Below are 25609 nucleotides of genomic sequence, written 5' to 3'. Positions count from 1 at the left end.
TAAGGTGATAATTGTCATTGGCTTTATTTATTGTTCAGGTTGATTTGTTTGGCGACAATTATCAGATCATAAATAAGGCCTTTTTTCTATCTAAAATATAGGTTTATTGCTAAAGATCCTGTCTATGATCACAGTTATAATGTAAAAGTGGACATTGAGACAATTATTAACCAACAAGTTTTTTTTACTTTTAATCATCTAGAGATAATTTATCATGTAAACTGTAAATCCAAGCAGATTAATGCGGCCTGAACTTACAATTAAAATAACATTATTAAATAGTTTAAATTTATAAAAAATAAATTTAAATAAATTATAACCTCTAAAAGCTATAAGTGAATTTCGTCCTTAAATCAGTAGAATCATTTTGATTATTTTCATAATCCAATATTGAAAAATCAACTGATATACCGCAATTAGCTAGTTTACCATCAAATTGATATGCAAGATTAACCGTCCATTCATTTAAATCTTTTCCAACTATGGGGTTATCAAAAGAGGTATAAAACAATTTACCTTTAACATTAAAGACTGTAGAACCTAACCCCAGTTGATACGAATTTGTGCCCGCTTCAAATGCAGCAACACCCGCAGTTTTAGTAGTTGCAGTAAACTGATAATAAGCTCCTTGACCTATGCCTCTAAAAACTCTATTTTCACCTTCATTTCCTCCAGCTAATGTATAACCAGCGAAAAAATCTACTCCCCCTTGGCTGAAACCCACTTTAAAGCCCAAAAGATCATTATCAACTATTTCATTCTTATCCCACTTCGTTTTGTAGTACTGCACCGCAATATAACTGTTAAAGTTAGTTGGCAATGTATATTCTACATCAGCATAAAGTGCTTGAACTTCATTTATTACATTTGCGTACTGTGAGTTAACTTTAACTTTTTTAGCTATCCGTTTATTAACTTGTGCGTAAAATACGCCATCATTGCCAATTTTATAAAAGTCGCCAGGGGAACCAGAACCATTATAATCAAAATCAACAAATTCATTATCAACATAAAATGATTTATCTGTTCGAGTCTGATATTTAGTCACATAACCAATCGAAATATCTGTATCCTCAAAATGACTTGAAGATACCTGATACATTTCAAAAGACTCTTTTATTAATCTTGAACCTGAGTTAGCGATCAAGGGTGATGAAAAGTGTTGTCTACCTCCAGAAAACACCGTACCACCAAACTGATACTTCAAAAAAGCTTCTGACAATACAAGACCTTGTGCGTTTATACTGCCCGCAGTTCTATCATCATCATCATTAATATTACTAACGTATGATCCCTGTACTTCTCCTCCCAATTTAAACCCATTAAACTCTGATGTATTAAAAGTAACATTACCACCATTCACCCAAACCGAGCTATTCTCTGCATTTGAATCGTCAAAATCTTGTTCGAAATAGTACGACTTCGCTGTACCTCCAACATTACCATTGTGTATCCATTCAGAAAAGCTTTCAACATCACCATTAGAGAATGCATTATTACTTATTGCTAATAGCACCAAAAAATATTTATTATATTTAAACATATAAACCTTATTACCGTTAAGTTACAAAAAAGAAACCATATTGAGTAAAACAAAAAACCAAAGGTAAACAAATAAATTACAAACCCAATCAATAATACAAATAACAACATTTTTAACAGTGATCCATTTCACAACAAAAACATTAAACCAACACAAATAACAAATAAAAATAAGACATAGGTTTAAAACCAGAGTCAAAAACATAGGTGAAACAATATTTTAAAAAGCACTTAAAACGCAGGTTAAAAACAACAAAAAATATTAAATTTATATCAATAATGTTAATTAGATCAATATAAAATAAACCACAAACATTACAATAAAATAGAAAATATATTTACTCACAAAAAAACAACATAGGAAGATTAATATCATGATTAAAAAAAATATTCTATTAGGACTTATAATTGCATTTTCAAGTCAATCATATGCCACAACAATAAATTCAGAAACGTTTAAAGACTTAGACTATAAGAGTGCTGTTACAACAGCACATACACTATATAAAAATAATGAAGGGATAATGATAAAAGTTTTACCCAATAGAATAGTTGCAACTTTCTCAGATGGTAAAAGTAGTTCTGTAGCAATACCAAAAGATCAATTCTTTCTTTCAATAGCTCCGTACATTAATAGCTCTCATCCATGTACTAATCATGTTTTAACAGGTTGTACCGGTGAGATAAAAAATCAAGTAATGAAAGTTGTCATGATTGATACTGATACAGGTGAAACATTAATAGACAAAAAAGTGACGACACAACGTGATGGATTTATAGACTTTTGGGTTCCAAAAAATAAAAATTTAGCATTCAATATTTATCATAAAGCAAAAGATGGAAGCGAAAGAGTGGCGAGAGAGGTACTGTCTACTTTTAATAACGATAGAACTTGCATTACTACTATGAAACTTATTGAAAGTTAATATTTTAATGCAAAATAAAAATAAGACTGGAGTTATTCCGGTCTTTTTTTATATAAAAAATGGAAATCCTTTTCCATAAAATATCATGCATTAACATGATCCGAGTCTTTGTGGTTTTCTTGGGAGCACCTACAAAGAAGCTCAAGATAATCCCTTATCTGGTTGATGAAACTTTTATTAGTTACGACCAGTGCACGTGGGTTATTTTCCAATGACCATCTTCTTGTTTAATTAACACAAGCGTTTCCATGGTAATTGAGTCAATACTTTTACCTTTATATTCACCTTGGGCGTGACTTACTGACGTTGAAATAGCAATGTCACCCGTAATCGTTATTTGGTGTTCTTTTGGCGTTATGGTTAACCCTTTTAAGTAGGCCATATCTGCAAGCATGTGATGATTGGCATAATCCGTAAGTGAACGTTCTACTTTTCCACCTTCATAAATTTGCACATTGGCTGCTAATGACTGCCTGACAATAGCTTCATTGCCCATTTGTAATGCAGCATGAAATTGTTTGACGACATTACCCGCGGCGGAATCAACACCGATAAACGCTTTTTGTTCTATGAGGTGAGTTTCATCACCATGGGCGAAGCTCAATGAGCTTTGTCCTGCTGACATCAGTAATATTCCGGTCGTTATGAGTATTGTTAAAGGTCTATTATTCATTTTTATCTCTCTGTTAATTTATAGTGATTATCCAAGGCTCATAGGACCTAGCACGCTCGAAAGTACCGCTGTTGTCGCTAATATCAGTACTGCTATTAATGCTTCTAATCCAATCGATTTTTGTAGTTTTTGTTTGGCGAGTGATGGGTTCTCAATCGTTAATTTCGGTACTAAAACCAATTTATGCCATGCTGCTATAAACAAAATGATAGCCACCAAACAGAGCTTGATGGTGACCGCAATACCATAATTGGAACTGAATAATTCAGTGGGACTATCAAACAACATCCACACCATTCCCATGCCTGAAAGCAACACGAGAATGACAATCACTATGCCTAAACGACCAAATGTATCCATGACATTTTTTATGACGATGTTGTCATCGGTGCTGCATAATTTCCATAATGGATAAAAAGCGCCTATCCAACTGCCAATGATCAACACGTGTATCAATATTAAGCCTTGAGCAAGCAATCCCAGCTCAGTGCTATGGCCTATAAAAGTAAACGTGACAGCAATTAACAGACTGCTGAGAATCGCTAATACCGCAGAAAACTTTTTGATATAGCGGTTCTTATGTAACAGTAAACCACTAGCCACTAGCATTAACCCAAAGCCGATTAAGCGCCAAAGCACCGTTTGCCCTACCTGGGTTGGCCACAGAAAAGCATGCATCTGCACATCAAATATTCCCATCAAGCCGTTTTCAGCAAAAGCCCCTACTTGAGCAAAATAATTGATACTAACGGCAATCAATCCCAAAACGGCACCTAGGCCGGTATATTTTGCAACGCTAATACCGAGGTTCGGTTGACCCTTAATGAGGTATTGCATCAATGTGCCGCCAATAACGGCGGCAACACTTAGATAGATAACCCATTTAGATATCAACACCGATATTTCAAATACGGTTAATATCATGTTTACTCATCCACTTATTGATGTGCAGTGTGCTCGCTAGTCTCATGATCCATTGTCATAGGCGGTGCACTGCGAGTGTTCATGCCAGAGTCGTGAAGCATAAAGCTCATGTTGCCTTTCATTTTATGACCGTCATCACCCATGATCATCCAGTTAACCGTGTAATTAGCTGCGCTTAATGCTGGTAGAGCGAATGAAAATACTGCTTGGCTGGTCGTACTTGAAGGTAATGTTAGCGGTACGCTTTGTTGCTTCTCATCTTGCATTGTTAATTTGACCAAACGTACCGGAGCCGTAAAGGTCAGTTCAAGGGTTGTTGGGGCTTGACTTAGCATGGCTCCGTTAGCGGGCATAGAACTGCCCAGTCCGACATGAGCAAATGCTGAAGCACTCAGGAATAGACTTGTTACGACTAAAACGTTGTTAAATAATTTCATGATATTTCCTTTAATATTGTTTATAACAATTGAAAAACGGTTTATATAAATGATTAAATATTGGCTTATCTAGCATCTTGGCGCCAAGCTTAAAACTCAGTGTACGAACGACGTCTTAGAACCACGCTCTAAAACCAATGACAAACTGGGTTTCTTGTGTATCCTCCCCTTCAATTCGGGCGTAATCGGCGGTATTACCGAGTTTCTGACGCCAATCCACACCGATATAGGGCGCGAACTCTCGAACAATCTCATATCTCAATCGCAGCCCTGCACTGACGTCAGATAAGCCTGAGCCTATTCCAAGTTCTGCATCGTCCTTACCAAATAAATTAACTTCTACTTCAGGTGTTAATATCAATTTTTGAGTGATTAACAGTTCATATTCCGCACTCAAACGCATAGCCGTACGGCCTTGGTCACCTATGAATAAGGCCGCGTCAATATCAAAAAAATATGGCGCTAACCCTTGAACCCCAATCACAGCCCAATTACGGTTCGGCGTTGGTTTGATATCGGTTTTAATACCGAATTGTACATCCCAGTATGGTGCGATGGGTTTACTGTAAAGAGCCTGAATTTCAAAATCTTGTTTATCACTATTTGAATATTCACCTTCAGTTTTAAACCACAACTTATTCAAATCGTAACCTAACCAGGCTTGTGCACTAAACTGGGTAGGATCTTGCGGATCAACGCCTTTTTCAAATTGATCCAGCATGACTTTTGTTAATAGTGGATCATCATTACCGCCGGCAAACACAGCTGTACTGGTCAATGTGGCGCTCAGACTCAACAGTCCCAAGGCCATTAAATTCGTTTTATTCATCTGTATTCCCCTTATTTCACCACGACTTTTCTGAACATGCCTGGCATGTGGAATAACAAGTGGCAATGATATGCCCATTGCCCTTTGGCATCGGCGGTGACTAAGTAACTGATCTTAGAGCCCGGCTGAACTAATACCGTGTGCTTACGTGGAATAAAATCAGGGTCGCCTGTCTCTAACTCACTCCACATACCATGCAAATGCATAGGGTGAGTCATCATAGTGTCGTTAACTAAGGTGATCCGCAGTCTTTCTCCGTATTCAAACTCTAATGGCGCGGCGTCCATAAATTTCACTCCATTCACAGACCACATATATCGGTTCATATTGCCGGTTAAATGCAGTTGAATTTCGCGGCTTGGTTGGCGCGTGTCGTAAGTAGGATGTAAGCCTTTAATATCGCCATAAGTTAATACTTTACGGTTGAATTGCTGTTGATGGTCGCGCAGCCCGATACCAGGATCATGTAAGCCACTTTTTGGGGCATCGGCACGCATATCCACTTGCGGACCAAACTCGGTATCAATGTGTTTAATTTCATTGTTACTGCCAAAGCCTGCAAGCCCTAGGGCTGAGACTGTCGCTTTCGCAGCGCCCATAGCCATCTTGCTATGATCCATGCCTGACATATCACCGCCACCCATAGGCATCTTGCTGTGATCCATGCCTGACATATCATCTGCGCCCATAGCCATCTTGCTATGATCCATGCCGGGCATATCACCGCCACCCATAGCCATCTTGCTGTGGTCCATGCCTGACATCTCACCTGCGCCCATGTCCATCTTGCTATGGTCCATGCCTGACATCTCACCGGCGCCCATGTCCATCTTGCTATGATCCATACCACTCATGTCCATGCCATTCATGTCCATGCCCATATCACTGTGGCCAAGTACTGGCCTAGGGTCCATTGGGGGAATAAGAGCATGTAAACTGGCATCAGAGGTAAGGTTACCTACCGTAAAGCCGGTGCGGTCAATACTCTGAGCAAAAATACAGTAGGCATAGTCAACCTCTGGCTCAATAACCACATCGTAGGTTTCAGCAACACCTATTCGAAATTCATCCACAGAAACCGGTTGAATGTTCTGACCATCACTGGCAACAACACTCATTTTGAGACCCGGTATACGCACATCAAATATGGTCATTGCAGAACTATTAATAAAGCGCAAGCGTACTTTCTCACCTTGTTCAAACAACCCTTGCCAGCCCTGTTGCGGAGGATTGCCATTCATTAAATAGGTGTAAGTTGAACCCGTAACATCAGATATGTCTCTGTCACTCATGCGCGCGTTATTCCACATCGAACGGGCGTTCCACGTATTGGCTAAGCCATTTTTATTCACGTCAGAGAAAAAATCCATTACCGTACGCTCACGGTAATTATAGTAATCGGCTTGTTTCTTTAATTTGGCATAAATGTTTTCAGGGGCTTCGTCAGACCAATCAGACAGCATGATCACATAGTCACGGTCATATATGATCGGATCGGGGGTTGCAGGATCAATCACAATAGCGCCGAATAAACCGGTTTGTTCTTGATAGCCTGAATGACTGTGATACCAATATGTGCCACTTTGCTGAACGGTAAATTGATACTCAAATGTTTCACCGGGTTTAATGCCATCAAAGCTAAAGCCAGGCACACCGTCCATTTCGGTGGGTAAAATAATCCCGTGCCAGTGAATAGAGCTATCATGGTCGAGATTGTTTTTTACTCTTAAGGTGACTGTTTCACCTTCTTTCCAACGTAATAACGGCGCGGGAAGAACTTGGTTTACCACAGTGGCTCGAGCAGATTTCCCGGTAAAATTAACCATTTTATAGTCAATTGATAAGTCGAACACTTTGCCTGAAAGCTGGCTCAACGATTGGCTTAACGCATTGGCAAAGGCATTTTTAGGGAAAGGGATCGACATCAATGCCAACATGGCGGATGCACCAAACACAAACCGGCGTCGGCTGTTGTTGAGTTCACTGTTTGTCGTTTGAATCATGGGTTTTATCATGTATTGCGATTTCATTGTACAGACTCCTCAAGCGAGTTTACTTGGGCGTATACCTGGCTACTGCCATCATTTTTCAACAGTAAGACTTGGTATGGCATAAATTTATCTTGGTACTCCATACCAGGGCTGCCCACAGGCATAGCGGGTACGGTTAGGCCGATAGCATCTTTAGGGGGGGTGGCTAAAAAACGACTAATGAATTTTGCAGGGATATGCCCTTCAAACACATAACCTTGAGATGACACTGCGGTATGGCAAGATTGCATTGAAGCAGGAATACCCTTTGACAGTTTAAACTCATAAAGGTTGTTAATATTGTAGGCATCAACACTAAATCCACGCTCACTAATATGAGTAAGCCATTTCTCACAACAGCCACAATTGGCATCTTTATAAACAGTGAGTAATGGCGCCGTAGTGTCGGGCTCCGCTGCATGGGCAGGTAACATCCCTCCCATAATTTGCAGAATAAAAATAGTACCTATGACACGAAAAAAACGAATAGAATTGCGATATAGAGCAGACATAATATTGCCTCCAAATCAAATTTCGTCACATTAAACAACGCGGTTTAATGTCAGTTTATTAACCGAAAAAGTTAAAAAATTGAAACTACATGATTGGCTAGGACAGTTAGCAAAAAAAAGGCGTAACTGTGCCTATGTTAGGCAAATATTGGAGGACGGTATAAAGATGAAAAATACTGAGGCATTAGTGCTGAGGTAAACATTGTTGCAGAATTAACTAAGCTGACTTCTGATTTAAGCGTTGGCATTGCCATCGTTAAAGCGACTGATAAACATGAACCGACAGGACAATGGCACGCTTGGGCGCAACAACTATCATCCGCACCATCATTCATATCCATTTGCATATCCATTTGCATACTAGCGTCATGACATGCTTTGCCATTTTCAGCAGGCATATTTGAAGTCGTCATTGAACTCATTGGCATAGTACCAGGCATAATCGCAGACGCAAAAGTTTGACCGACGAACGTCAGTAAAACAAACATCATGATTAAATGGACTCTACGCAAAATATATCTCCAATGATTATAGAATAATGATAATAAGAAAATCTTAGTTTAGCAATGAATATTTTATTAACAATGTTACATTAAATAGTTATTAGAACATCATTCTAATAACTAGAATTAAAATCAATTAAACATAAAATAAATCGATGCAGATAGTTTTATCTGCATCGATATTCTAATCAACTTAACACTATCGTTTCTCATGTCTCAATTGAGTACGACGCCATAAGAAGAACACAACAGGAACAATTAATAGTGTCAGTATGATTGCACTGACCATTCCGCCTACCATTGGCGCAGCAATTCGACTCATCACCTCGGAACCTGTTCCTGTACCATAAAGGATCGGTAATAACCCTGCTATGATTGCCGCTGCGGTCATCATTACAGGACGTACACGCATACCTGCACCTTGAATAACAGATTGAGTCAACTTTAGTTCATCAAACGTTTCTAGTTGCTGCGAACTATGATCAATCGCTTCTCTATAAGCTTGGTTTAAATAGACAAGCATAATGACACCAATTTCGACAGCGACACCCGCCAATGCAATAAACCCTACCCCTACAGCAACTGAAAAGTTGAAACCTTGTAGATACATTAACCAGATGCTACCCACCATAGCAAAAGGCAATGTTCCTACAATAATCCCGACCTCAACAACATTGCGGAAATTCATAAACAATAAAATAATGATAATAAATAACGTTAATGGCACTACGTAAGTAAGCTTTGCTTTAGCCCTTTCCATATATTCATATTGACCAGCCCAAGTGATAGAGTAACCCGCGGGTAGTACCAGTTTATCACTGACAACTTTTTGGGCTATTTCAACATAACTACCGATATCGACACCATCAATATCAATATAAGCCCAACCATTAAGGCGAGCATTTTCACTTTTAATGCCTGGTGGTCCATTTTCAATAACAATATCCGCTACATCCCCCAAAGAAATCCTCAAACCTTGCGGAGTGACAATAGGCAATAAAGCTAATGCTTCAGGAGAATTACGATAATCCTGAGGATAGCGTAAATTAATAGGATACCGCTCTAAGCCTTCAACTGTTTGTGAAATATTCATACCACCGATCGCTGTAGCCACAACTTGTTGAACATCCGCTATATTTAAACCATACCGGGCTGCATTTTCCCTTTGGATATCAACTTTGATATAACGTCCACCTGCAACCCTCTCAGCATATACTGACGCAGTCCCTTCAACATTTTTTAGAATTTCCTCTAATTGTTTACCTATTTGCTCAATTTCATTGAGACTAGGGCCTGCAATTTTAATGCCTACAGGCGTTTTGATCCCTGTCGCTAACATGTCAATTCGGGTTTTAATGGGCATTACCCATGCGTTCGTCACACCGGGTAACTTAACTAAAGAGTCTAATTCTTGTTTTAAACTCTCAGTCGTCAGGCCTTCTCTCCATTCACTTTTTGGCTTAAGTTGAATAAACGTCTCCACCATTGTCAAAGGTGCTGGATCCGTTGCCGAATCTGCTCGGCCAACTTTGCCAAAAACGGTTTTAACCTCGGGCACGGTGTAAATCAACTTATCCATTTGTTGCACTAACTCTCGAGCTTTACCAATAGAAATACCAGGGTAAGTTGTTGGCATATACATTAGATCGCCTTCATCTAATGGAGGCATAAACTCACTACCAATTTTATTTAGCGGCCAAACACCAATAGCCAGCACAAATAACGCAAATAGGAGGGTTATCTTTGGAAATGCCAATACTGTTTTCAGCACAGGCATATATGCCGCAGTTAACAATCGATTAACGGGGTTTTTGTGTTCAGGAAGCACTTTTCCCCGAATAAAGTATCCCATTAGCACTGGTACTAAGGTAATAGCTAACGCTGCCGATGCAGCCATTGCGTAAGTTTTAGTAAATGCGAGTGGTGAAAACATCCTTCCCTCCTGTGCTTCGAGGGTAAATACCGGTAAAAAACTAACAGTAATAATCAGTAGACTAAAAAATAATGCTGGGCCAACTTCGCTGGCAGATCGCGCAACGATCTGCCATCGGTTTTCAGGCGTCAATGGCGTTCGTTCCATATGTTTATGCATATTTTCAATCATGACGATGGCACCATCGACCATGGCACCAATTGCAATAGCAATACCACCTAAAGACATGATATTGGCATTTAAACCCTGCAAGTGCATGATAGTAAAAGCACTTAAAATCCCTACAGGCAAACTAACGATCGCTACAAGTGATGATCTTACATGCGCCAAAAAGACCATACAGACTAAAGCAACGACTAAAAATTCCTCTAACAGTTTAAACCCTAGGTTCGATACAGCTCGCTCAATCAAACCACTGCGATCATAAACGGTCACTACTTCCACGCCCTCAGGAAGCCCTTTCTTCAATGTCTCTAATTTAGCTTTAACGCCATCAATAGTCTTTTGTGCATTTTCACCAAATCGCATCACAATAATGCCGCCAACCGTCTCACCTTCACCATTGAGATCGACAACGCCTCGTCGCATTTGCGGTCCCGTCCCTATATCCGCAACGTCTTTTAACAGCAATGGTGTACCATTATTGTTAACGCCTAAAGGGATATTGCCTATATCTTCCTTATTCTCAAGATACCCTGTTGCGCGAACCATATATTCTGCTTCAGCAATTTCGACAACTGAGGCACCAATCTCTTGATTACCACGGTTAATCGCCATTTGAATGGCAGTTAAAGGTATTCCAAAGGCACGCAATTTATCAGGGTCTACCTTAATCTGATACTGTTTGACCATCCCACCTAGAGCACTCACTTCAGACACGCCTGGGACAGTTTGTAATTCATACTTTAAAAACCAGTCCTGTAGACTGCGTAACTCACTAATATCGTGCTTACCTGTTCTATCGACGAGTGCATATAAATATACCCAACCCACTCCTGTTGCATCAGGGCCTAATTGAGGTTTTGCATTATCCGGTAACGTTGAAACGACTTGACTGAGGTACTCCAACACACGACTACGTGCCCAATATAAATCGGTTTCTTCATCAAAGATGACATAGACATATGAATCACCAAAAAATGAGAAGCCCCTTACCGTTACTGCACCTGGCACAGACAGCATAGCCGTCGTCAATGGATAAGTGACCTGATCTTCGACCACTTGAGGGGCTTGACCTGGATAACTTGTTTTAATGATTACCTGAACGTCAGATAAATCAGGCAAAGCATCAATAGGGGTATTTTTAAGAGAAAATAAACCCGCACCGACGAGAATGGCACTGGCAAGCAAGACAAAAAATCTGTTCGCAACAGACCAACGTATAATTGATTCAATCATGACTATTCTCCCAACTCCATTCCTGAATGATCAGCTTTATGTGTTGTGTTAGAAACATCATCTGTGGTTTTGGGATTGTGTATATTTACCACTTTGACCGCGCCATCTGATGTTTTTTCTAATTCAATATGAAGCACAGCACCAACGGTAAATACAGAGAAATCCACACTGTCATCAACAGTAAAGTCCATGGTCATTTGTGGCCATTCCCATTCACTGACAGCTTGATGGTCCACATTAATCATTCGATGTGCAGCCATAAGACTATTTACTTTTGCTTCTACCCAGGCGGTATCAGAGGTGATGGCTTGGATATCGGATTGCTCATCTTCATGTGCTGTCATACGTCTAAGATCCGAGGTTTTATTTGATTCTGAATCCAATAAAAACTGTGCAGATGAGACGACAACATCGCCCTCATACAGCCCTGATTCAATTTGAATACTGTCATCATCAAATCGCCCTACCGTCACTGCAACAGATTTATATTTACCTTCACCGAGAGCAAGTACTACTCGATCAGAGTTTCCGGTTCTAATAACCGCCTCCCTTGGTAACAGTAATACGTCCTCATCACTTAATGTTTTGATCGACACCTGTGCAAACATATTTGGCTTTAATGCCGCATTGGTATTATCGAAACGTAATCTCACTTTTAACGTTCTTGTTTTACTGTCTAATGTCGGATAGACGTAATCAACTTTGCCCTGCCAAAATTGACCAGGCAAATAATCTAATTTAATTTCAACAACTTGCCCAACTTTAACCATGTTGGCTTGGCGTTCAAAAATCTCAGCCTCGACCCATACCTGTGATAATGAACCAATTGAAAACATTGTCATACCCGGTTTAACAAAAGATCCTTCCCGTATATTCAAATTATCAATCACTCCACTTTGAGGAGCATAAAATGTAATATTTTGTTTGACCGTCCTATTTTTACGTAGCGCTTGAATTGCCGAGCTTGGTATTTGTAACGCTTTTAATCGTTCTTCAGATGCTGTAATTAGGCGCTGATCTTTTCGATTTAATGCTAGTAACATTTCCTCTTGCGCGTTAACTAAAGCCGGCGAATAAATTGAATATATAGGTTGTCCTTTAATAACCGGATCACCAGCAGCTTTGACATATAATTCTTCAATCCATCCATCTACCCTAGGATTAATATAAATAAGGTGGTCTTGATCATATTGAACATAACCCACTGTTTTAATATTATTTTGAAGTGTACCTAAAGTGACTTCAGTTGTGCGTACACCCAGTTTATTAATCACAGCTGGCGATATAGTAACGGCTCCCGGCCCAAAATCTGTCGAGCCTACTGCATCTTCGTACACTGGTATCATGTCCATACCCATGGGTGATTTCCCGGGTTTATCGCTACGAAAATTAGGATTCATAGGTGCGACCCAATATGATGGCTTAGCTTTTGCTTTGTCCTCTGAAACTACTTGATTCTGTGGTGTATATAGAATTGTCGCACTAATACCAGTAAGAATACCGATAACTAATATGCTGATCATTTTCAAATTGCTGTTCATTTTACTTCTCCATCAACATAAGATTTATGTGAGATGCTAACTGGGCCCACTTTAGGGGTAAAAAAATAGTTCAATTGAACTTTAACTTTCTGTAAATCAACGTTAATGGCCAAAGCATCTAATTGAGTATTTAATTGAGCAATGAGGGAACGTACGACTTCAGCGAAATCACCCTTATCATTTGTGTAAGCCGTAAGCGACGCATCAGCTTGATCTTGCATTTGAGGTAATAAAAAATCGTTATAGAGTGTCTGACGTTGTTCCAATTTAAGAAGTTGCGCTTTTGCAGTACCATATGACGCCATCATGTTTCGAAGCAGTAACCACTTTTCCGTTTTAATTGATTCAGATTGATAAATAGCGGCTTGAACTTGCTTGTCTTGTTTTGACGAAGTAAATATTGGTAAATCAAAACTCACGCCAATTGATAGCAAATCATCGCGAGAATTACCCATAGGATCATCGCCTCGATAACTGTATCCAGCATCTACACCCCATTCAGGCTTGTACAATTGCTTTTTTAACTCGACACCTTTTCGGCTTGATTCAATTCTTTGCTCTAATGCTGAAATGAGTGGATGAACAGAGAACGCTTCATACAGAGCCTGTTGGTAATGTTGGCTTTTTTCCTCATCGAAATAAAGATTAGGATTCATTAGTTTAATTTGAGGAAGTATATTAGGGACGGTAAACGTCGAAAATAACAGCTCATAATCTTGTTCATGATCTATTCGATATTCATCAACAAATGCCTTACCCACCCATTCAGATAATTTCTGTTTAAACATATCTTCTTGCTGAGCCAAAACGGTCAGCTTATCTTCAAGACGGGTCACCTCTAACTGAGCACGAATAATATCCTGCTGATTAGATTTAACTAAAGCAGATGAATACCCTGCTTTAACAACATCTGATAGTTGTTCAAATAAGTTACGATTGCGCTCAATCAGTGCAATGCTCTCTTGCGCTTTATATACATCAAACCAAATTTGAGCTGTGGTGACACTTAACTTTGCTCGTCTATCTTGTCTTAAGAAAGGATATTGCTCAGCCGTTAACTCAAGTTGTTGTTGGCGTAAACTTAAGCTATCCCCACGGGGAAACATTTGAGTGACACCAATTTTCATTTGAGTCATTGCTTCTTGTCCAAAATCAAAAGTGTTTATGGACAAATTAGCTAAACCAACACTGATTTTTGGATCTGGTAAGGTTCCTGCCGCGATACTTTCAGATTTAATAGCATCTTGTTGAAATTGATTACTGACTAACCAGGGATCGTTTGATTGAGAGAGATAAACTGCTTCTTCCAGTGATAATGTCTGTACTGGTTCTGCCGCATATACCGCAGCGCTAATACCAATAAAGGACATCACTACTATTAGAATATATTGAGTGTAAATTTCACCCAATCTCTTGTAAATTAAAGACATAAAGCCTCCAAATTAATCACCAATGCTCAAATTGAATTCGAACAAAGGTAATATCTTGTTAATTTATTTTAAAAAAGATAAATGAACAGAAAGACGATCAAAAATTGATCAAGCCTTTCCTATCTAACAAGAAAATATTGGAGGACGATATAAAGAAGAGTTATATTGCGGAGTCGTATTTTGAGTCAAACCAGATATAAAACTACTCAAAGTTGAGATAGTCACTGATTGGACTATGTTCATTTCAAGGGCAATTGAAAAACAAGTACCTATCGGACAATCACATTGATTATCACAACAATCAGCAGTGTCTGCTGTAAGTGTTTTAACGGCATCAGCATCTGATGTTAATTGGTGATGGCAAGCGTTAGTCGCAGCGGTATTCACTGGATTTGATTTACTTAACATTGAATTCATATCAGAGGGGCATGGCAAAATCACAGACGCAAAAGCTTGACTGACAAATGTCATCAAGATAAGCACCACTGTGATAATTCGCATACGACTCAAGATAAAACTCCAATATAATTAGTACTAATAATTTTAACTCAACTTGACTAAATCATCCTAGTTAACTCTAGTGTTTTTTTACTTTAAAAGACTGATACTTGACATAGATCACACTTCGAAAGCTCTTACAAAAAGAAAGTGAGTATCGATATAAATTAACCTCTAATTGTCTTATCTTATCTTGGATCCTTGTCGGGGTTTGTGGTAACTATGTGGTTGATGATTTGCATTATCTTTGATGTTTTGATCCACAAATTGGTAGTAACTTTCCTTCACATTAGTCCACCAATCGTTATGAATATGAGCATCATGCTTTCTGATAACCGCTTCAATACCTTCTAAATTGATATGGCTAGCATCATAGGCTAGATAAATAGATCCCGATTTGTCATTATAAATAACTTCGTCTATGCCGAACAGTTTGTCGATCTCAGTCAGTAATGCTTCTAAATTTTGATTATCCACTCCAGTTAATCTTAGGTTTCTGACAACTAAAGTGGCTTCTTTAACGCCCGGTCTATGTTCAAAATCACTCATAATGTCTCTCTTAATCATTAACTCATCATTTTTCTGATTATTTAGGTAAAAAGTAATTAACAAAATATGGCCAATTTTCTAACCTAGACAGTAAACAGCTTAGGTTAGAATCAAAATTTTGATTTAAAAGTTAAAAATGCACATTCTAGTGCTGCAATTATCTTCATCATTGATACCAACATATTGAAAAATACTTATGGGTAACTAGTGATTATTCAACAATCAATACTCCTTTATACATTTGCATCTGACAATGAAATGGATACTCACCCTTTTCTAGTGCCGGTAAGGCTATCGTCGTTGGCTTATCCAGCGCTAAATCCTGGCTAATCTCTAAGTCGGGTAACAAGACTGTGGCGGAACATCCGGATTTATCTTGGCGTAAAAAGGTTATTTCTGTCGGCGTATTGGCGCTAATGTTAATTCTTGCAGGCGAATACACCCCGTCTTTAACCAGTATCGATGTGCTGGCATCAACCTTAGTTTCATTTGATGGTTTATACAGCCAAAACCACCAAATAATAAAACCGATTAATGCGATACACAGTAAATTAATCAACATTTTGAATCTCCTAGTGTTCTTTGGCTTTAAACAGACGTAAACGGTTGGCGTTACTGACGACGGTAAGCGATGAAAAGGCCATCGCAGCCCCGGCAATCACTGGGTTTAACAAAATACCAAAAACAGGGAAAAGCACACCTGCCGCTAAGGGAATACCCGCAACGTTATAAATAAATGCACCAAACAAGTTTTGTTTAATGTTGCGCAGCGTTGCTTTACTTATGGCTATCGCATCGGCTAAACCATGAAGTGATCCGCGCATTAAGGTAACATCAGCGCTTTCTATCGCCACATCAGTACCTGTTCCAATTGCAAAGCCGACATCGGCTAACGCTAATGCGGGGGCGTCATTAATGCCATCGCCGGTCATACCAACCACTTCATTTTGTTGCTGAAGTTCAGCCACTTTTTTGGCTTTATCTTCTGGCATGACTTCTGCAAAAAATTCATCAATACCGACTTTTTTAGCCACTGCTGCTGCGGTCGCTCTATTGTCCCCAGTTAACATAATCACTTTAATACCGCTGAGTTTCAGTCTGGCAATCGCTTCGCTTGAATCATGCTTTATCGGATCTGATACCGCAATAATGGCCAGCAATTTACCTGCAAGCGCTAAATACATTGGTGTTTTAGCATTTTCAGCTAACACTTGGGCCTTAGCTTCATTGAATCCAATATCAATATTTTTGTCTTGCATCAGTTTTTTATTACCAAATAATAATATCTGGCCATCCACTTCAGCTTCGACACCTTTGCCCGAAATGGCAGTAAAGTGTTCTGTGTTAATCGCATCAATGCCTCTAGCATGTGCGCTTTCAACAATGGCTTGCGCTAATGGGTGTTCTGAGTGACTTTCAATTCCAGCAGACAAGGCTAGTACCTGCTCTTCACTGTCGGCATTAACCAAAATAATATCGGTAACTTGCGGTTTGCCTTCGGTAATGGTGCCAGTTTTATCTAATATCATGGCGGTGATTTTAGACGCGGTTTGCAATGCTTCACCGTTACGAATAAGCACCCCTGATTCAGCCGCCTTACCTACGCCGACCATGACCGACATTGGCGTTGCGAGTCCTAGCGCACAAGGGCAAGCAATAATTAATACCGTTGTTGCTGACACGATGGCAAATACGCTCGATGGCTCAGGGCCAAAGTTAAACCACACCATGGCACTGACTATGGCGATGATCATAATGGCTGGCACAAAATAAGCGGCTATGGCATCAGCTAAACGTCCAATTGGCGGCTTAGAGTTTTGCGCCCGTTTGACCATGCTAATAATACGCGCCAGTGCGGTATCTTTACCTACACGAGTGGCTTTAAATATGATTGAGCCTGATTTATTCAAAGTACCAGTGACCACATCATCACCAAGCACTTTCTCAACCGGCATTGGCTCACCGGTCAACATTGATTCATCAATGGTGCTGTTACCTTCAATAACCACTCCATCGACGGGGATTTTTTCGCCAGGGCGAACTCTAACGTGATCGTTAAGTAATACATGGGCAATGTCGATATCGAGGTCTTTTCCATCACGGATAACCCGAGCCGTTTTAGCTTGCAAGCCAATGAGACGCTTAATGGCTTCAGAGGTTTTACCGCGAGCTTTAACTTCAAGTGCTAAACCGAGATTAATTAAACCAATAATCATTGCGGTCGCTTCAAAGTATACATGCCTTGCCATCTCGGGAAACAATTGTGGAAATGCAACAATCAACATCGAGTAAACCCAAGCTGTACCGGTTCCTAAGGCGATGAGGGTGTCCATATTGGCGTTATGGTTTAAAAATGATTTCCAGGCACCGATATAAAAATGCCTACCAGAGATCAGCATAATGGCCAGAGTCATCACACCAACCAGTCCCCACACAACTTGCTCTGATAGGGTTGATACCGTCATTTCGCCAATAAACAGTCCATAAATCATCAACGGAATACCGACGGACAATGCGATAAAGGTATGGCGCAATAAACTTTTATAATGTTGTAAATCAGCCTGTTCTTTCTCGTTCATGGCATCTTCTGCCGACTCTGCCAGTATTTGAGTGGCGTTATAACCGGCACTTTCTACCGCTTTGATAATCAATTCGACAGACCCTTTACCCGTAATCAGTACCGTTCTGTCGGCAAAGTTCATTTCGGCCGAATCAACGCCTTGCACGCTGTTAATCGCTTTTTCAATTTTGCCAACACAACTCGCGCAGCCTGCGCCGAGGATATTTAGTTGCATAGGTGAGTGTGTAGTGTGATCCATTACTTAACCTCCGTTGATGTTAATGTAATCTTGTTATGCTGAGTAACACTTGCTGTAGTGCCGTCAACTTGAAGCGTACCTTCAATCAAATGACACACCATGTTTCCTGTCGGCAAGTTATCCGGCATAGCTGACCATTGTTCAACGGCCTGAAAAAGTCTTGCTCTTAATTTCATTGTTTTATTAAATTGTTCTTCAGTTTCATCTAGTTTTTGTTTTACTAATGTTCTAACAAGGTGACAGGCACTTTCACCTTGGTCAGCGTTAGAAAAAATCAACTTAATTTCTTCAACCGAAAAATCAAGCTGACGAGAACTTATGATAAATTGCATACGGCTCAAATCTTTCTTGCCATAGTATTTATATCCATTATCAGGTGACTTACAGGGAGAGAGTAGACCTATACGAGTATAAAATCTAACAGTGTCACTGGTTACATTGAGTTTTTTAGCTAATTGATTAACCTTCATAAAACCTCTGAAAACACTAAATTTATTTTCAGACACCAATTTGCGGTTCGATGACTCGTCCACTTTTTAGTAGTCTATTTATAAATTGAGGGTGCAGATTAATAGCACCCTCACAGTGGTGCTAATGACTCATCATTTTTCTATGTTGCTTCATGATGATAGCCATCAATTCTTCGTGATTTACTAAGGTCACAGTTTCATTACTCATACTTGCACTATTAAGAGTTATGACTGGAGATGAAATGAAGTTTTTTGCATTTTTCGTAGATAAAATATCCTTTGTACTTACCTGAATATCTTCATCATTTGTTAAATTTAAACTCCAATATAATGAGTCTGACTTAACAAAGTTTGTATCATCTGCTCCCGCAGTGAACACTTCAAAAAAACGTAATTCGACTAAATGCTGTCCTTGATTGATATCAATTGTGCTCGACCGTTCAGTTGGCTGCCCATCAATGGATGTAAATACTAAATAATCCGGCAATGAAATAGTGGCGGCCATAGACATAGAACTGACAGCAGATAAAAGTGTAATAGCGATAAATTTTTTCATGAGGAACTCCAGATGCTTTATGATGCTCATAAGTAAACGAGCAACGAAAATCTTTATAAATTAATATAGGTGGTTAATTAAAATAAAGAATTAAGCAATTGGAGGGGGATTTTGACTTCCAAGCGAAGCCGGAGTTGATATCCATAAAGTCGAGTTAACTTTAGAACTTGTGAATAGATCATTAACTAAATTTGAATCTGATAACAAAACAAATACATTGGCGACTGCATGGCAATGGCTAATACAGTGGCTTGCATCTTCGGGACAACAGTTATCGGTATCATCACAATCATTGTCCATCATAACTGAATGTGACATAGAGCTAGTTTGCATACTTGATTCGGACATTTCGCTAGACATAGCATTATTTGGCATTAATAACTGTGTTATTAATGCCAATATAACTACTAAATTTAACAAAATCTTAGTCATGCAATTGTATCCAGTTGAATTCTGTGATTGACATTAGCAAATTTTAGAATCAAATTCCATGACATAAGTCACAATCCTAGGTCTATTAAAATATTCAACTTATTATCTATTTCAACTATTAAACTATTCGACGATCCTTACCAAGCATAACATGAAATCATAGCTGGATAAGTGTACGACCATATTAAAGTTTGATCACTTTCAAACACACTTTTGGACAGAAACGCGTTAGTGCTTTTAATCTAATTGGTTGATTCCGAATTAAAATTTCTATAGGTTGTTTTTACGGCAATAAGTGCTGATGTTTAAGCCGTTTTGTTTTAGGTGGTTTTAGAGAAAAAAAGTTGTCTCAACTTTCAGCTCACCGTTTTAAGCCCCCACAACAAAGTATGGTGACACCACCTTAAGAAAAAGTATTTGTATAAAAGGAACTATCAACTATGCTAGACCGAAAGATCATTAATAATCAGTTTTATATGGAGCAGTGAGGGCTTCCATAGGTTACCTCAAAAAGGAAAACATCATTTAAGCACATTTTCCATACATTTATAATTTTCCATAGTGCTGCGATTTATTAACAAAAAGTTATAATTATCGTTACCACGGCGATCATCATCAATTTCTCTGACTTTTCGAGTGTCAATTTTCCATTGTTCAACTAAGTAATAAAAGAGTACAGCCTTTACGCTAATAGTAAGTTGCTCAGTATCCCTATCCATATCAAACTCGTAAATGAGTGTCTCTTTCTGAGTTCCTTCAATTGATGGATGAACTGTAAGCACTACTGGTATAGATATATGCCACTCCCTGTCACTTTCAATACGCTGTGTTGGCGACGCCGATATATTCGGAGCTTCTGTGACTGCTTTCAACCTAGAAAAATTGAATGACTTGAATCCATCATTATTGAACTTGCTACCTAAGCTATATGCTCTAAACATCCACGAAATACCATCATAAAAAATAGCTGTAGGAAACAATTGTCTTTTGATCTGAGTACCAATAGATTTGGAAAAATACTCACAATCAATAGCGGTTCTATTACTGATAGCCCTAGTTACTTTTGAAATCATTTCAACATCTAATTTTTTAGGTAGTAGAGCAACTCTTTCGTACGGTATAAATCTTTGACTATCAACCTTACCCTTGTTAAATCCATTAGCCAGCATACTAAGCGCACTTTCAGCACTAAATCTAAGAAGTGGATTGAAAGTATCCAACTTTATTACATTCCTACCTTCCCTATGTTCGTACGAGACATTATCTTTTCGATACTTCTTGTAGTCAGAAATAGCTGCTGATGCAGATGCCTCCTTGATACCAAAGAAATCGGTCAAATCACTTCGGTTTAGACCCCCTTTAAACATCAATATAAAATCGATGAAAGCCAAACGATCTGCTTTGGAAGTGCTTTGGGTTTTCTCCAAAAGCTCTAAGTAACTGTATTGATTGTTCATAATTCCATTCATTGCGCGTTGTGAATAATCGCTATTACTGCTTACCTATCATGTACTAAAAAAAGATCACTAACAAGCACTTGATCATCTAGCCAGATCCAATTATTATACGTGGTACAGTATTAAATTTAATCAAACACTATATGATGTGTTTATTCATGCAAAGCTTATCAACATGTAGTTGGCGGAGTAAGTCTTTAGTACAGTATGTTGATCGGTAGGTCAACTTTCTTCATCGCGCAAGTAAGTGCTGAATCAACGTCAAAGGGATTTCCTAGCACTCTAAAACATAGAATGAGGTATATCGTGACCGAATTATTTACTAATGCCCGAGCTCTCAGTGAACATAAGAAATCCATGTTGGTTGAAATGTTGGACTCTGTGTTTGACAACCTAGATCTGACGAAAACTCAGCGCGAACGTATTGAGACAGCCTATAACACTGTTGGTAGCTATCTGGCGAGTTGTGACCATCCATTACTTAAAGAGGCACAAATATATCCACAAGGCTCGATGAGGCTGAGAACAACAAACAAACCTCTATACCAAGAGGAATTTGACGTAGATCTAATCCTATTTTTACCTAATGCAGGCCATGCAACACGAGACGAAATAGTGAAAGTAGTCAAACAACATCTTAAAGATAACGAAGTCTACAAAGAGTTAGTGGAAGATCTGCCCAGAGGGCTTAGGATCAACTACAAGGGTGATTATCACTTAGACATCACACCTGCCAAAGAATATGACCTTCCTGGGTTATATGGCCATCCTTTGTGGGTCGTGGATAAGCATACAGGCTTTAAGGAATCTAACCCGGAAGGGATGGCTCAAGGGTTTGAGAAAGCCTGTTCCATGTTGCCGGTAATACGCAGAAAGCACGAACTTCTGGAAACCTTGACCAATAAATCCGTTACGGAATTACCTGATCAATCAAAGAAGAAACCGCTCAATAGGATTATCCAAATTTTGAAACGCCATCGGGACGTTTGGTCTCAGCAGGGCGAAAACCTACACGCTGATTTCAGACCAATCTCTGTGATAATCACAATGTTAGCCAGTTTAGCTTACGTCAAGGTCGTAAAATCTGGAAAAGAATATGAAAGCGAGTTCGATTTGATTCTGGATGTTATTGAGCTGATGCCTTTTCATATTGAGATCAATTTTGATGAGGTCTTTGTCACAAATCCCACAATGAGACCGGAGAACTATGCTGAAAAGTGGAATCGGGTCGAAAGGCAAGAGGGGCAAAAATACCGAAATGCATTTTATGCTTGGTACCAGGCAGCAGTCGATACATTTGAGCATCTGGCGAGTGCAAACAATCAAGGTATGGATAATGTTTTCGCAGCACTGTCCGGTGCATTTGGGGAAAAGCCGGTACTTGCCGCCAAAAATCGAATTATCGAAGCCGTTAATGAGAACAGAAATAATGGGAATCTGCTCGTTGTGCTTGGTACAGGAGCTTTAGCTGCAGCCACTGCAGGAAAGGTACATGCGGCTTCGCGGGTTGTTAGCCAAGTAGAGCCAGTTAAAAGGAATCAGTTCTATGGCGACTGATCCATTATTCCTAAAACGACTTGAACAACCAGAAATAGGCATTCGCGAACAATACCTGTCTTTGAAGCAATTTTGTCCAGGAATAGTCGTGATTACAGGCAATGATAAAACGTTGCGGTGGGAGGGTACAATTCAACCCACACCACTTTCAAGAGAATACCGTGTGGTGATTCAGTATACACTCAACCATTCTCCTGTCTGCGTCATTAAAGAGCCCGATTTATCGGTCTTGGCCAAAGGTCGGAAAATTCCCCATATTTACCAGAACCAAACAGGCATAAGGGGCACTCAACTCTGTCTCTACTTACCAGTAATCAAACAAAAAAACAAAGTCAGCGAATGGCAACCAACCATGTTCTTGGCAAGCACGATTTTGCCATGGGCTTCAATGTGGTTACTGTATTTTGAGTTTTGGTTAACCCGTGGTGAATGGGACGGCGGTGGTGTTGAACATGATGTGATTGAAGATAGCGGAAGATGAAAAAAGCGATCTGTTATTTTATTGAAAAAGCCGCAGATTGGTTGTTTAGAAGGCGTTCACCAGCATTGATGGTTTTCAGGGCTGGGGTCTACTTGTTACCTATGACGTTGGCCGGTAGTTGGGCTATATCGTTCATGTACAAAGATGCAGAAAGAACGTTGGTGTTTGGGTATCAATCTTCAAGCTCTGCGCAGTTTATAGTAAGTATTTGTTTAATTATTGAAGTCGGGTTGATTGTGTTCGGGGCTGCTTGGGAATACCAACGCTACCGAGACGAAAAGAAGCTGAACGACAAAAAGAAATCCATAGTCATCGAGCAACGAGGCTTGATTGATACATCGGATTCACCATTGAGTGAGTATATAAAAGACAAGTGCTCATGGCAGGTCGATTCAATTGTTAATGACATCCGAGAAAAGATTACTGACAACGTAATCACTAGACCTGATGTGGCGTTAACCAGGGTTAATAACTTGAAAATGAGTCTGTCCGAGAAGACAGCTCAGTTAGCTGCTTCTGATATTTCAATTGCCTATGGCGGAGTATTTCCAGTTCCATTTACGTTTTATACCGGTTACCTACTAGATGATGAAAGCCAAATCACAGTATATGACTGGGACCGGGATGTTGGGGACTGGCGAGGGTTGAATGGAGTTGACGACGGTGAAGAATTTACCATAGAGCCATCATCGATTAAAGGTAATTCCGTCGTACTCGCAGTATCGATTTCTTATCCGGTTGATAGGCTGGCTATAGCCTCGGTTTTCACTAGTTTTCCGGTTCACTACCTATCACTGCCATCACTTGACAGAAACAACCACTGGTCGCAAGAAAAGCAAGACCGACTTAGTGGGAAGTTCTTGGAATATTGCAAAACACTGTTAGCTCAAGGTGTGGAACATGTACATTTGGTGCTTGCATCTCAAAATAGCGTTGCCTTCAGATTTGGACAGGCCTATGACAAGCGTAACCTACCAAGTGTTTCAGTCTATCAATACGAACGTCACCAACCAGTGAGATACCCCTGGAGTGTAAAGATCCTACATGAAGCGGGTAAAAAACCATCAGTCATTCAAACCGAATTCAAGCATGTCGCTTGATGTTTAAAAGTGAAAAAGGAGTCAATTATGACTAACAAAAAGCAAAGTTCATCGCAAATGGCTTCATTGGCTTCATCTGTTTTGACGAGCAATGGTTCTTCTCAGATTCAAAAAGCCTTAGCAGGTTCAGTACTAAGTCAATCCAGCACATCACATCAAACCGGTGCAGAAATGGAAAGTGTCGCTTCGGCTGTGTTACAGAGCGAAAAATACAATGATGTTACCAAATCTTTAGCTGCTTCAGTGCTTTCGCAATCCAACAAAAAGCGTTAGTAAAGTCAGGGCTGTGCATGCAGCCCATTCTTATTAAACCTTATACGAAACTAAAAATGGCTAGGTAAACCAATTTAAAACCGAGATATATACCCATATGATTGGTGGCCATCATACTGGGATCATAAGTCCTCTTGATAGTCTTTAAGACATACTACAAGACAAGTTACTCAGGATGGAACGCTATTTCAGGAAGCGGATTACCAACGGAATAGAGAAGAGTATCGGTGCTGTATTGTGACCAATGACATGAGTCAAATCCCCGCTGCGGCAGATTGGCCAATGTTAACGACAATTTGGGTGATCATTTCTTATCGAAAAGAAAAAGGCAAAGTATCCAAAGAATTAAGTTTTAGGTACTACATCAGTTCAGCCACGCTAACGGCAGAAGAGTTGGCAGCAAGTGCCCGATAGCATTGGAGTATTGAAAATGGGTTGCACTGGAAACTTGATGTTGGAATGAAAGAAGATGATAGTCAGATCCGACGTAATGGTGCACCGGAAATTATGGCAGGTGTTAGGCATGTTGCAGTGAATCGTCTTCAGTCAAGGACAAGCTTGAAAAAAGGAGTAAGAGCGAAACAAATGAAAGCCAATCGCAACACCGATTACCTTGAAAAGTTTTTTTTGGCAAGTGAATTTTCATCCTCTTACCCTGTACTTTCCCAGCTGCCTATTCAGTCATTTTATTCCTTTTCTACGTCTCCGACCAGTTTAGCTAAAACGCCATGACTAAAGG

Annotated in this window: 26 protein-coding genes; 7 read left to right on the top strand and 19 right to left on the bottom strand. The window is 39.5% G+C overall.

Annotated elements, in window-relative coordinates; genetic code table 11:
- Positions 1-322 precede the first annotated feature (322 nt).
- Complete coding sequence (locus AC19MV_RS03430) at positions 323-1543, bottom strand: OprD family outer membrane porin (RefSeq protein ID WP_498305794.1); 1221 nt, start codon at positions 1541-1543, stop codon at positions 323-325.
- 373 nt (positions 1544-1916) lie between these two features.
- On the opposite strand from AC19MV_RS03430, the gene AC19MV_RS03425 reads away from it, so the two are divergent.
- The gene (locus AC19MV_RS03425) at positions 1917-2468 is read left to right on the top strand and encodes a CueP family metal-binding protein (protein ID WP_498305793.1); all 552 of its coding nucleotides are present in this window, start codon (positions 1917-1919) and stop codon (positions 2466-2468) included.
- 181 nt (positions 2469-2649) lie between these two features.
- Here the strand turns inward: AC19MV_RS03425 and AC19MV_RS03420 are convergent, their stop codons facing one another.
- The 18 genes from AC19MV_RS03420 to AC19MV_RS03335 all read right to left on the bottom strand — a co-directional run bounded on the left by AC19MV_RS03420 (position 2650) and on the right by AC19MV_RS03335 (position 21459).
- Positions 2650-3141 carry a YybH family protein gene (locus AC19MV_RS03420; protein WP_498305792.1) on the bottom strand — a complete coding sequence of 164 codons (492 nt, stop codon included), beginning with the start codon at positions 3139-3141 and terminating at the stop codon, positions 2650-2652.
- Positions 3142-3168: 27 nt separating this feature from the next.
- Positions 3169-4065: a CopD family protein gene (locus AC19MV_RS03415; RefSeq protein WP_498305791.1), complete on the bottom strand. Its 897-nt coding sequence runs from the start codon at positions 4063-4065 to the stop codon at positions 3169-3171.
- A 14-nt stretch (positions 4066-4079) separates the two neighbouring features.
- A complete protein-coding gene (locus AC19MV_RS03410; protein WP_498305790.1) occupies positions 4080-4502 on the bottom strand; it encodes a copper resistance CopC family protein in 423 nt (140 codons plus the stop codon).
- Positions 4503-4617: 115 nt separating this feature from the next.
- Positions 4618-5331, bottom strand: coding sequence for a copper resistance protein B (locus tag AC19MV_RS03405; RefSeq protein WP_498305789.1), 714 nt, complete (start codon positions 5329-5331; stop codon positions 4618-4620).
- An 11-nt stretch (positions 5332-5342) separates the two neighbouring features.
- The gene (locus AC19MV_RS03400) at positions 5343-7361 is read right to left on the bottom strand and encodes a copper resistance system multicopper oxidase (RefSeq protein WP_498305788.1); all 2019 of its coding nucleotides are present in this window, start codon (positions 7359-7361) and stop codon (positions 5343-5345) included.
- Complete coding sequence (locus AC19MV_RS03395) at positions 7358-7873, bottom strand: DUF411 domain-containing protein (RefSeq protein WP_498305787.1); 516 nt, start codon at positions 7871-7873, stop codon at positions 7358-7360. Before AC19MV_RS03395 ends, AC19MV_RS03400 begins: the two co-directional genes overlap by 4 nt.
- Before the next feature lie 137 nt (positions 7874-8010).
- Complete coding sequence (locus AC19MV_RS03390; protein WP_498305786.1) at positions 8011-8364, bottom strand: hypothetical protein; 354 nt, start codon at positions 8362-8364, stop codon at positions 8011-8013.
- A 211-nt stretch (positions 8365-8575) separates the two neighbouring features.
- On the bottom strand, positions 8576-11707 hold the full coding sequence (locus AC19MV_RS03385; RefSeq protein ID WP_498305785.1) for an efflux RND transporter permease subunit: 3132 nt from the start codon (positions 11705-11707) through the stop codon (positions 8576-8578).
- A gap of 2 nt (positions 11708-11709) precedes the next feature.
- Positions 11710-13248 carry an efflux RND transporter periplasmic adaptor subunit gene (locus AC19MV_RS03380; RefSeq protein WP_498305784.1) on the bottom strand — a complete coding sequence of 513 codons (1539 nt, stop codon included), beginning with the start codon at positions 13246-13248 and terminating at the stop codon, positions 11710-11712.
- Positions 13245-14678, bottom strand: a complete 1434-nt coding sequence (locus tag AC19MV_RS03375; RefSeq protein ID WP_498305783.1) for a TolC family protein — start codon at positions 14676-14678, stop codon at positions 13245-13247. Before AC19MV_RS03375 ends, AC19MV_RS03380 begins: the two co-directional genes overlap by 4 nt.
- A 123-nt stretch (positions 14679-14801) precedes the next feature.
- Positions 14802-15188, bottom strand: a complete 387-nt coding sequence (locus AC19MV_RS03370; protein WP_498305782.1) for a hypothetical protein — start codon at positions 15186-15188, stop codon at positions 14802-14804.
- A 171-nt stretch (positions 15189-15359) separates the two neighbouring features.
- Positions 15360-15725 (bottom strand): cation transporter, encoded by a 366-nt coding sequence (locus AC19MV_RS03365; protein ID WP_498305781.1) that lies wholly within the window; start codon positions 15723-15725, stop codon positions 15360-15362.
- Between the two features lie 211 nt (positions 15726-15936).
- Positions 15937-16287 (bottom strand): cupredoxin domain-containing protein, encoded by a 351-nt coding sequence (locus tag AC19MV_RS03360; protein WP_192114697.1) that lies wholly within the window; start codon positions 16285-16287, stop codon positions 15937-15939.
- Between the two features lie 10 nt (positions 16288-16297).
- Positions 16298-18544 carry a heavy metal translocating P-type ATPase gene (locus AC19MV_RS03355; protein WP_498305780.1) on the bottom strand — a complete coding sequence of 749 codons (2247 nt, stop codon included), beginning with the start codon at positions 18542-18544 and terminating at the stop codon, positions 16298-16300.
- Positions 18544-19014 (bottom strand): MerR family transcriptional regulator, encoded by a 471-nt coding sequence (locus AC19MV_RS03350; protein ID WP_498305779.1) that lies wholly within the window; start codon positions 19012-19014, stop codon positions 18544-18546. The genes AC19MV_RS03355 and AC19MV_RS03350 overlap by 1 nt, the downstream gene beginning before the upstream one ends.
- 121 nt (positions 19015-19135) lie before the next feature.
- Complete coding sequence (locus AC19MV_RS03345) at positions 19136-19570, bottom strand: DUF2057 family protein (protein ID WP_498305778.1); 435 nt, start codon at positions 19568-19570, stop codon at positions 19136-19138.
- A 90-nt stretch (positions 19571-19660) separates the two neighbouring features.
- Complete coding sequence (locus tag AC19MV_RS03340; RefSeq protein ID WP_498305777.1) at positions 19661-20002, bottom strand: hypothetical protein; 342 nt, start codon at positions 20000-20002, stop codon at positions 19661-19663.
- Positions 20003-20523: 521 nt separating this feature from the next.
- The gene (locus AC19MV_RS03335) at positions 20524-21459 is read right to left on the bottom strand and encodes a BrxR family helix-turn-helix transcriptional regulator (protein WP_498305776.1); all 936 of its coding nucleotides are present in this window, start codon (positions 21457-21459) and stop codon (positions 20524-20526) included.
- 306 nt (positions 21460-21765) lie between these two features.
- Here AC19MV_RS03335 and AC19MV_RS03330 point away from each other — a divergent pair, with 306 nt between their 5' ends.
- The 6 genes from AC19MV_RS03330 (at position 21766) to AC19MV_RS03305 (ending at position 25602) form a co-directional block, all read left to right on the top strand.
- Positions 21766-23016 (top strand): nucleotidyltransferase domain-containing protein, encoded by a 1251-nt coding sequence (locus tag AC19MV_RS03330; protein ID WP_498305775.1) that lies wholly within the window; start codon positions 21766-21768, stop codon positions 23014-23016.
- Positions 23006-23497, top strand: a complete 492-nt coding sequence (locus tag AC19MV_RS03325) for a type II CBASS E2 protein (protein ID WP_498305774.1) — start codon at positions 23006-23008, stop codon at positions 23495-23497. Before AC19MV_RS03330 ends, AC19MV_RS03325 begins: the two co-directional genes overlap by 11 nt.
- A complete protein-coding gene (locus AC19MV_RS03320; RefSeq protein ID WP_498305773.1) occupies positions 23494-24597 on the top strand; it encodes an SAVED domain-containing protein in 1104 nt (367 codons plus the stop codon). The genes AC19MV_RS03325 and AC19MV_RS03320 overlap by 4 nt, the downstream gene beginning before the upstream one ends.
- Positions 24598-24624: 27 nt before the next feature.
- Entirely contained in the window at positions 24625-24870 is a 246-nt protein-coding gene (locus AC19MV_RS03315; RefSeq protein ID WP_047535607.1) for a hypothetical protein, read from the top strand.
- A 249-nt stretch (positions 24871-25119) separates the two neighbouring features.
- Positions 25120-25284 carry a hypothetical protein gene (locus AC19MV_RS03310; RefSeq protein ID WP_498305772.1) on the top strand — a complete coding sequence of 55 codons (165 nt, stop codon included), beginning with the start codon at positions 25120-25122 and terminating at the stop codon, positions 25282-25284.
- A 45-nt stretch (positions 25285-25329) separates the two neighbouring features.
- Positions 25330-25602 carry a hypothetical protein gene (locus tag AC19MV_RS03305; protein WP_498305771.1) on the top strand — a complete coding sequence of 91 codons (273 nt, stop codon included), beginning with the start codon at positions 25330-25332 and terminating at the stop codon, positions 25600-25602.
- Positions 25603-25609: the final 7 nt, after the last annotated feature.

This window comes from Shewanella sp. MF05913, from assembly GCF_059758095.1.
The sequence above is the reverse complement of the archived record's forward strand: the minus strand, read 5'-3'. Positions and strand labels throughout refer to the sequence as shown.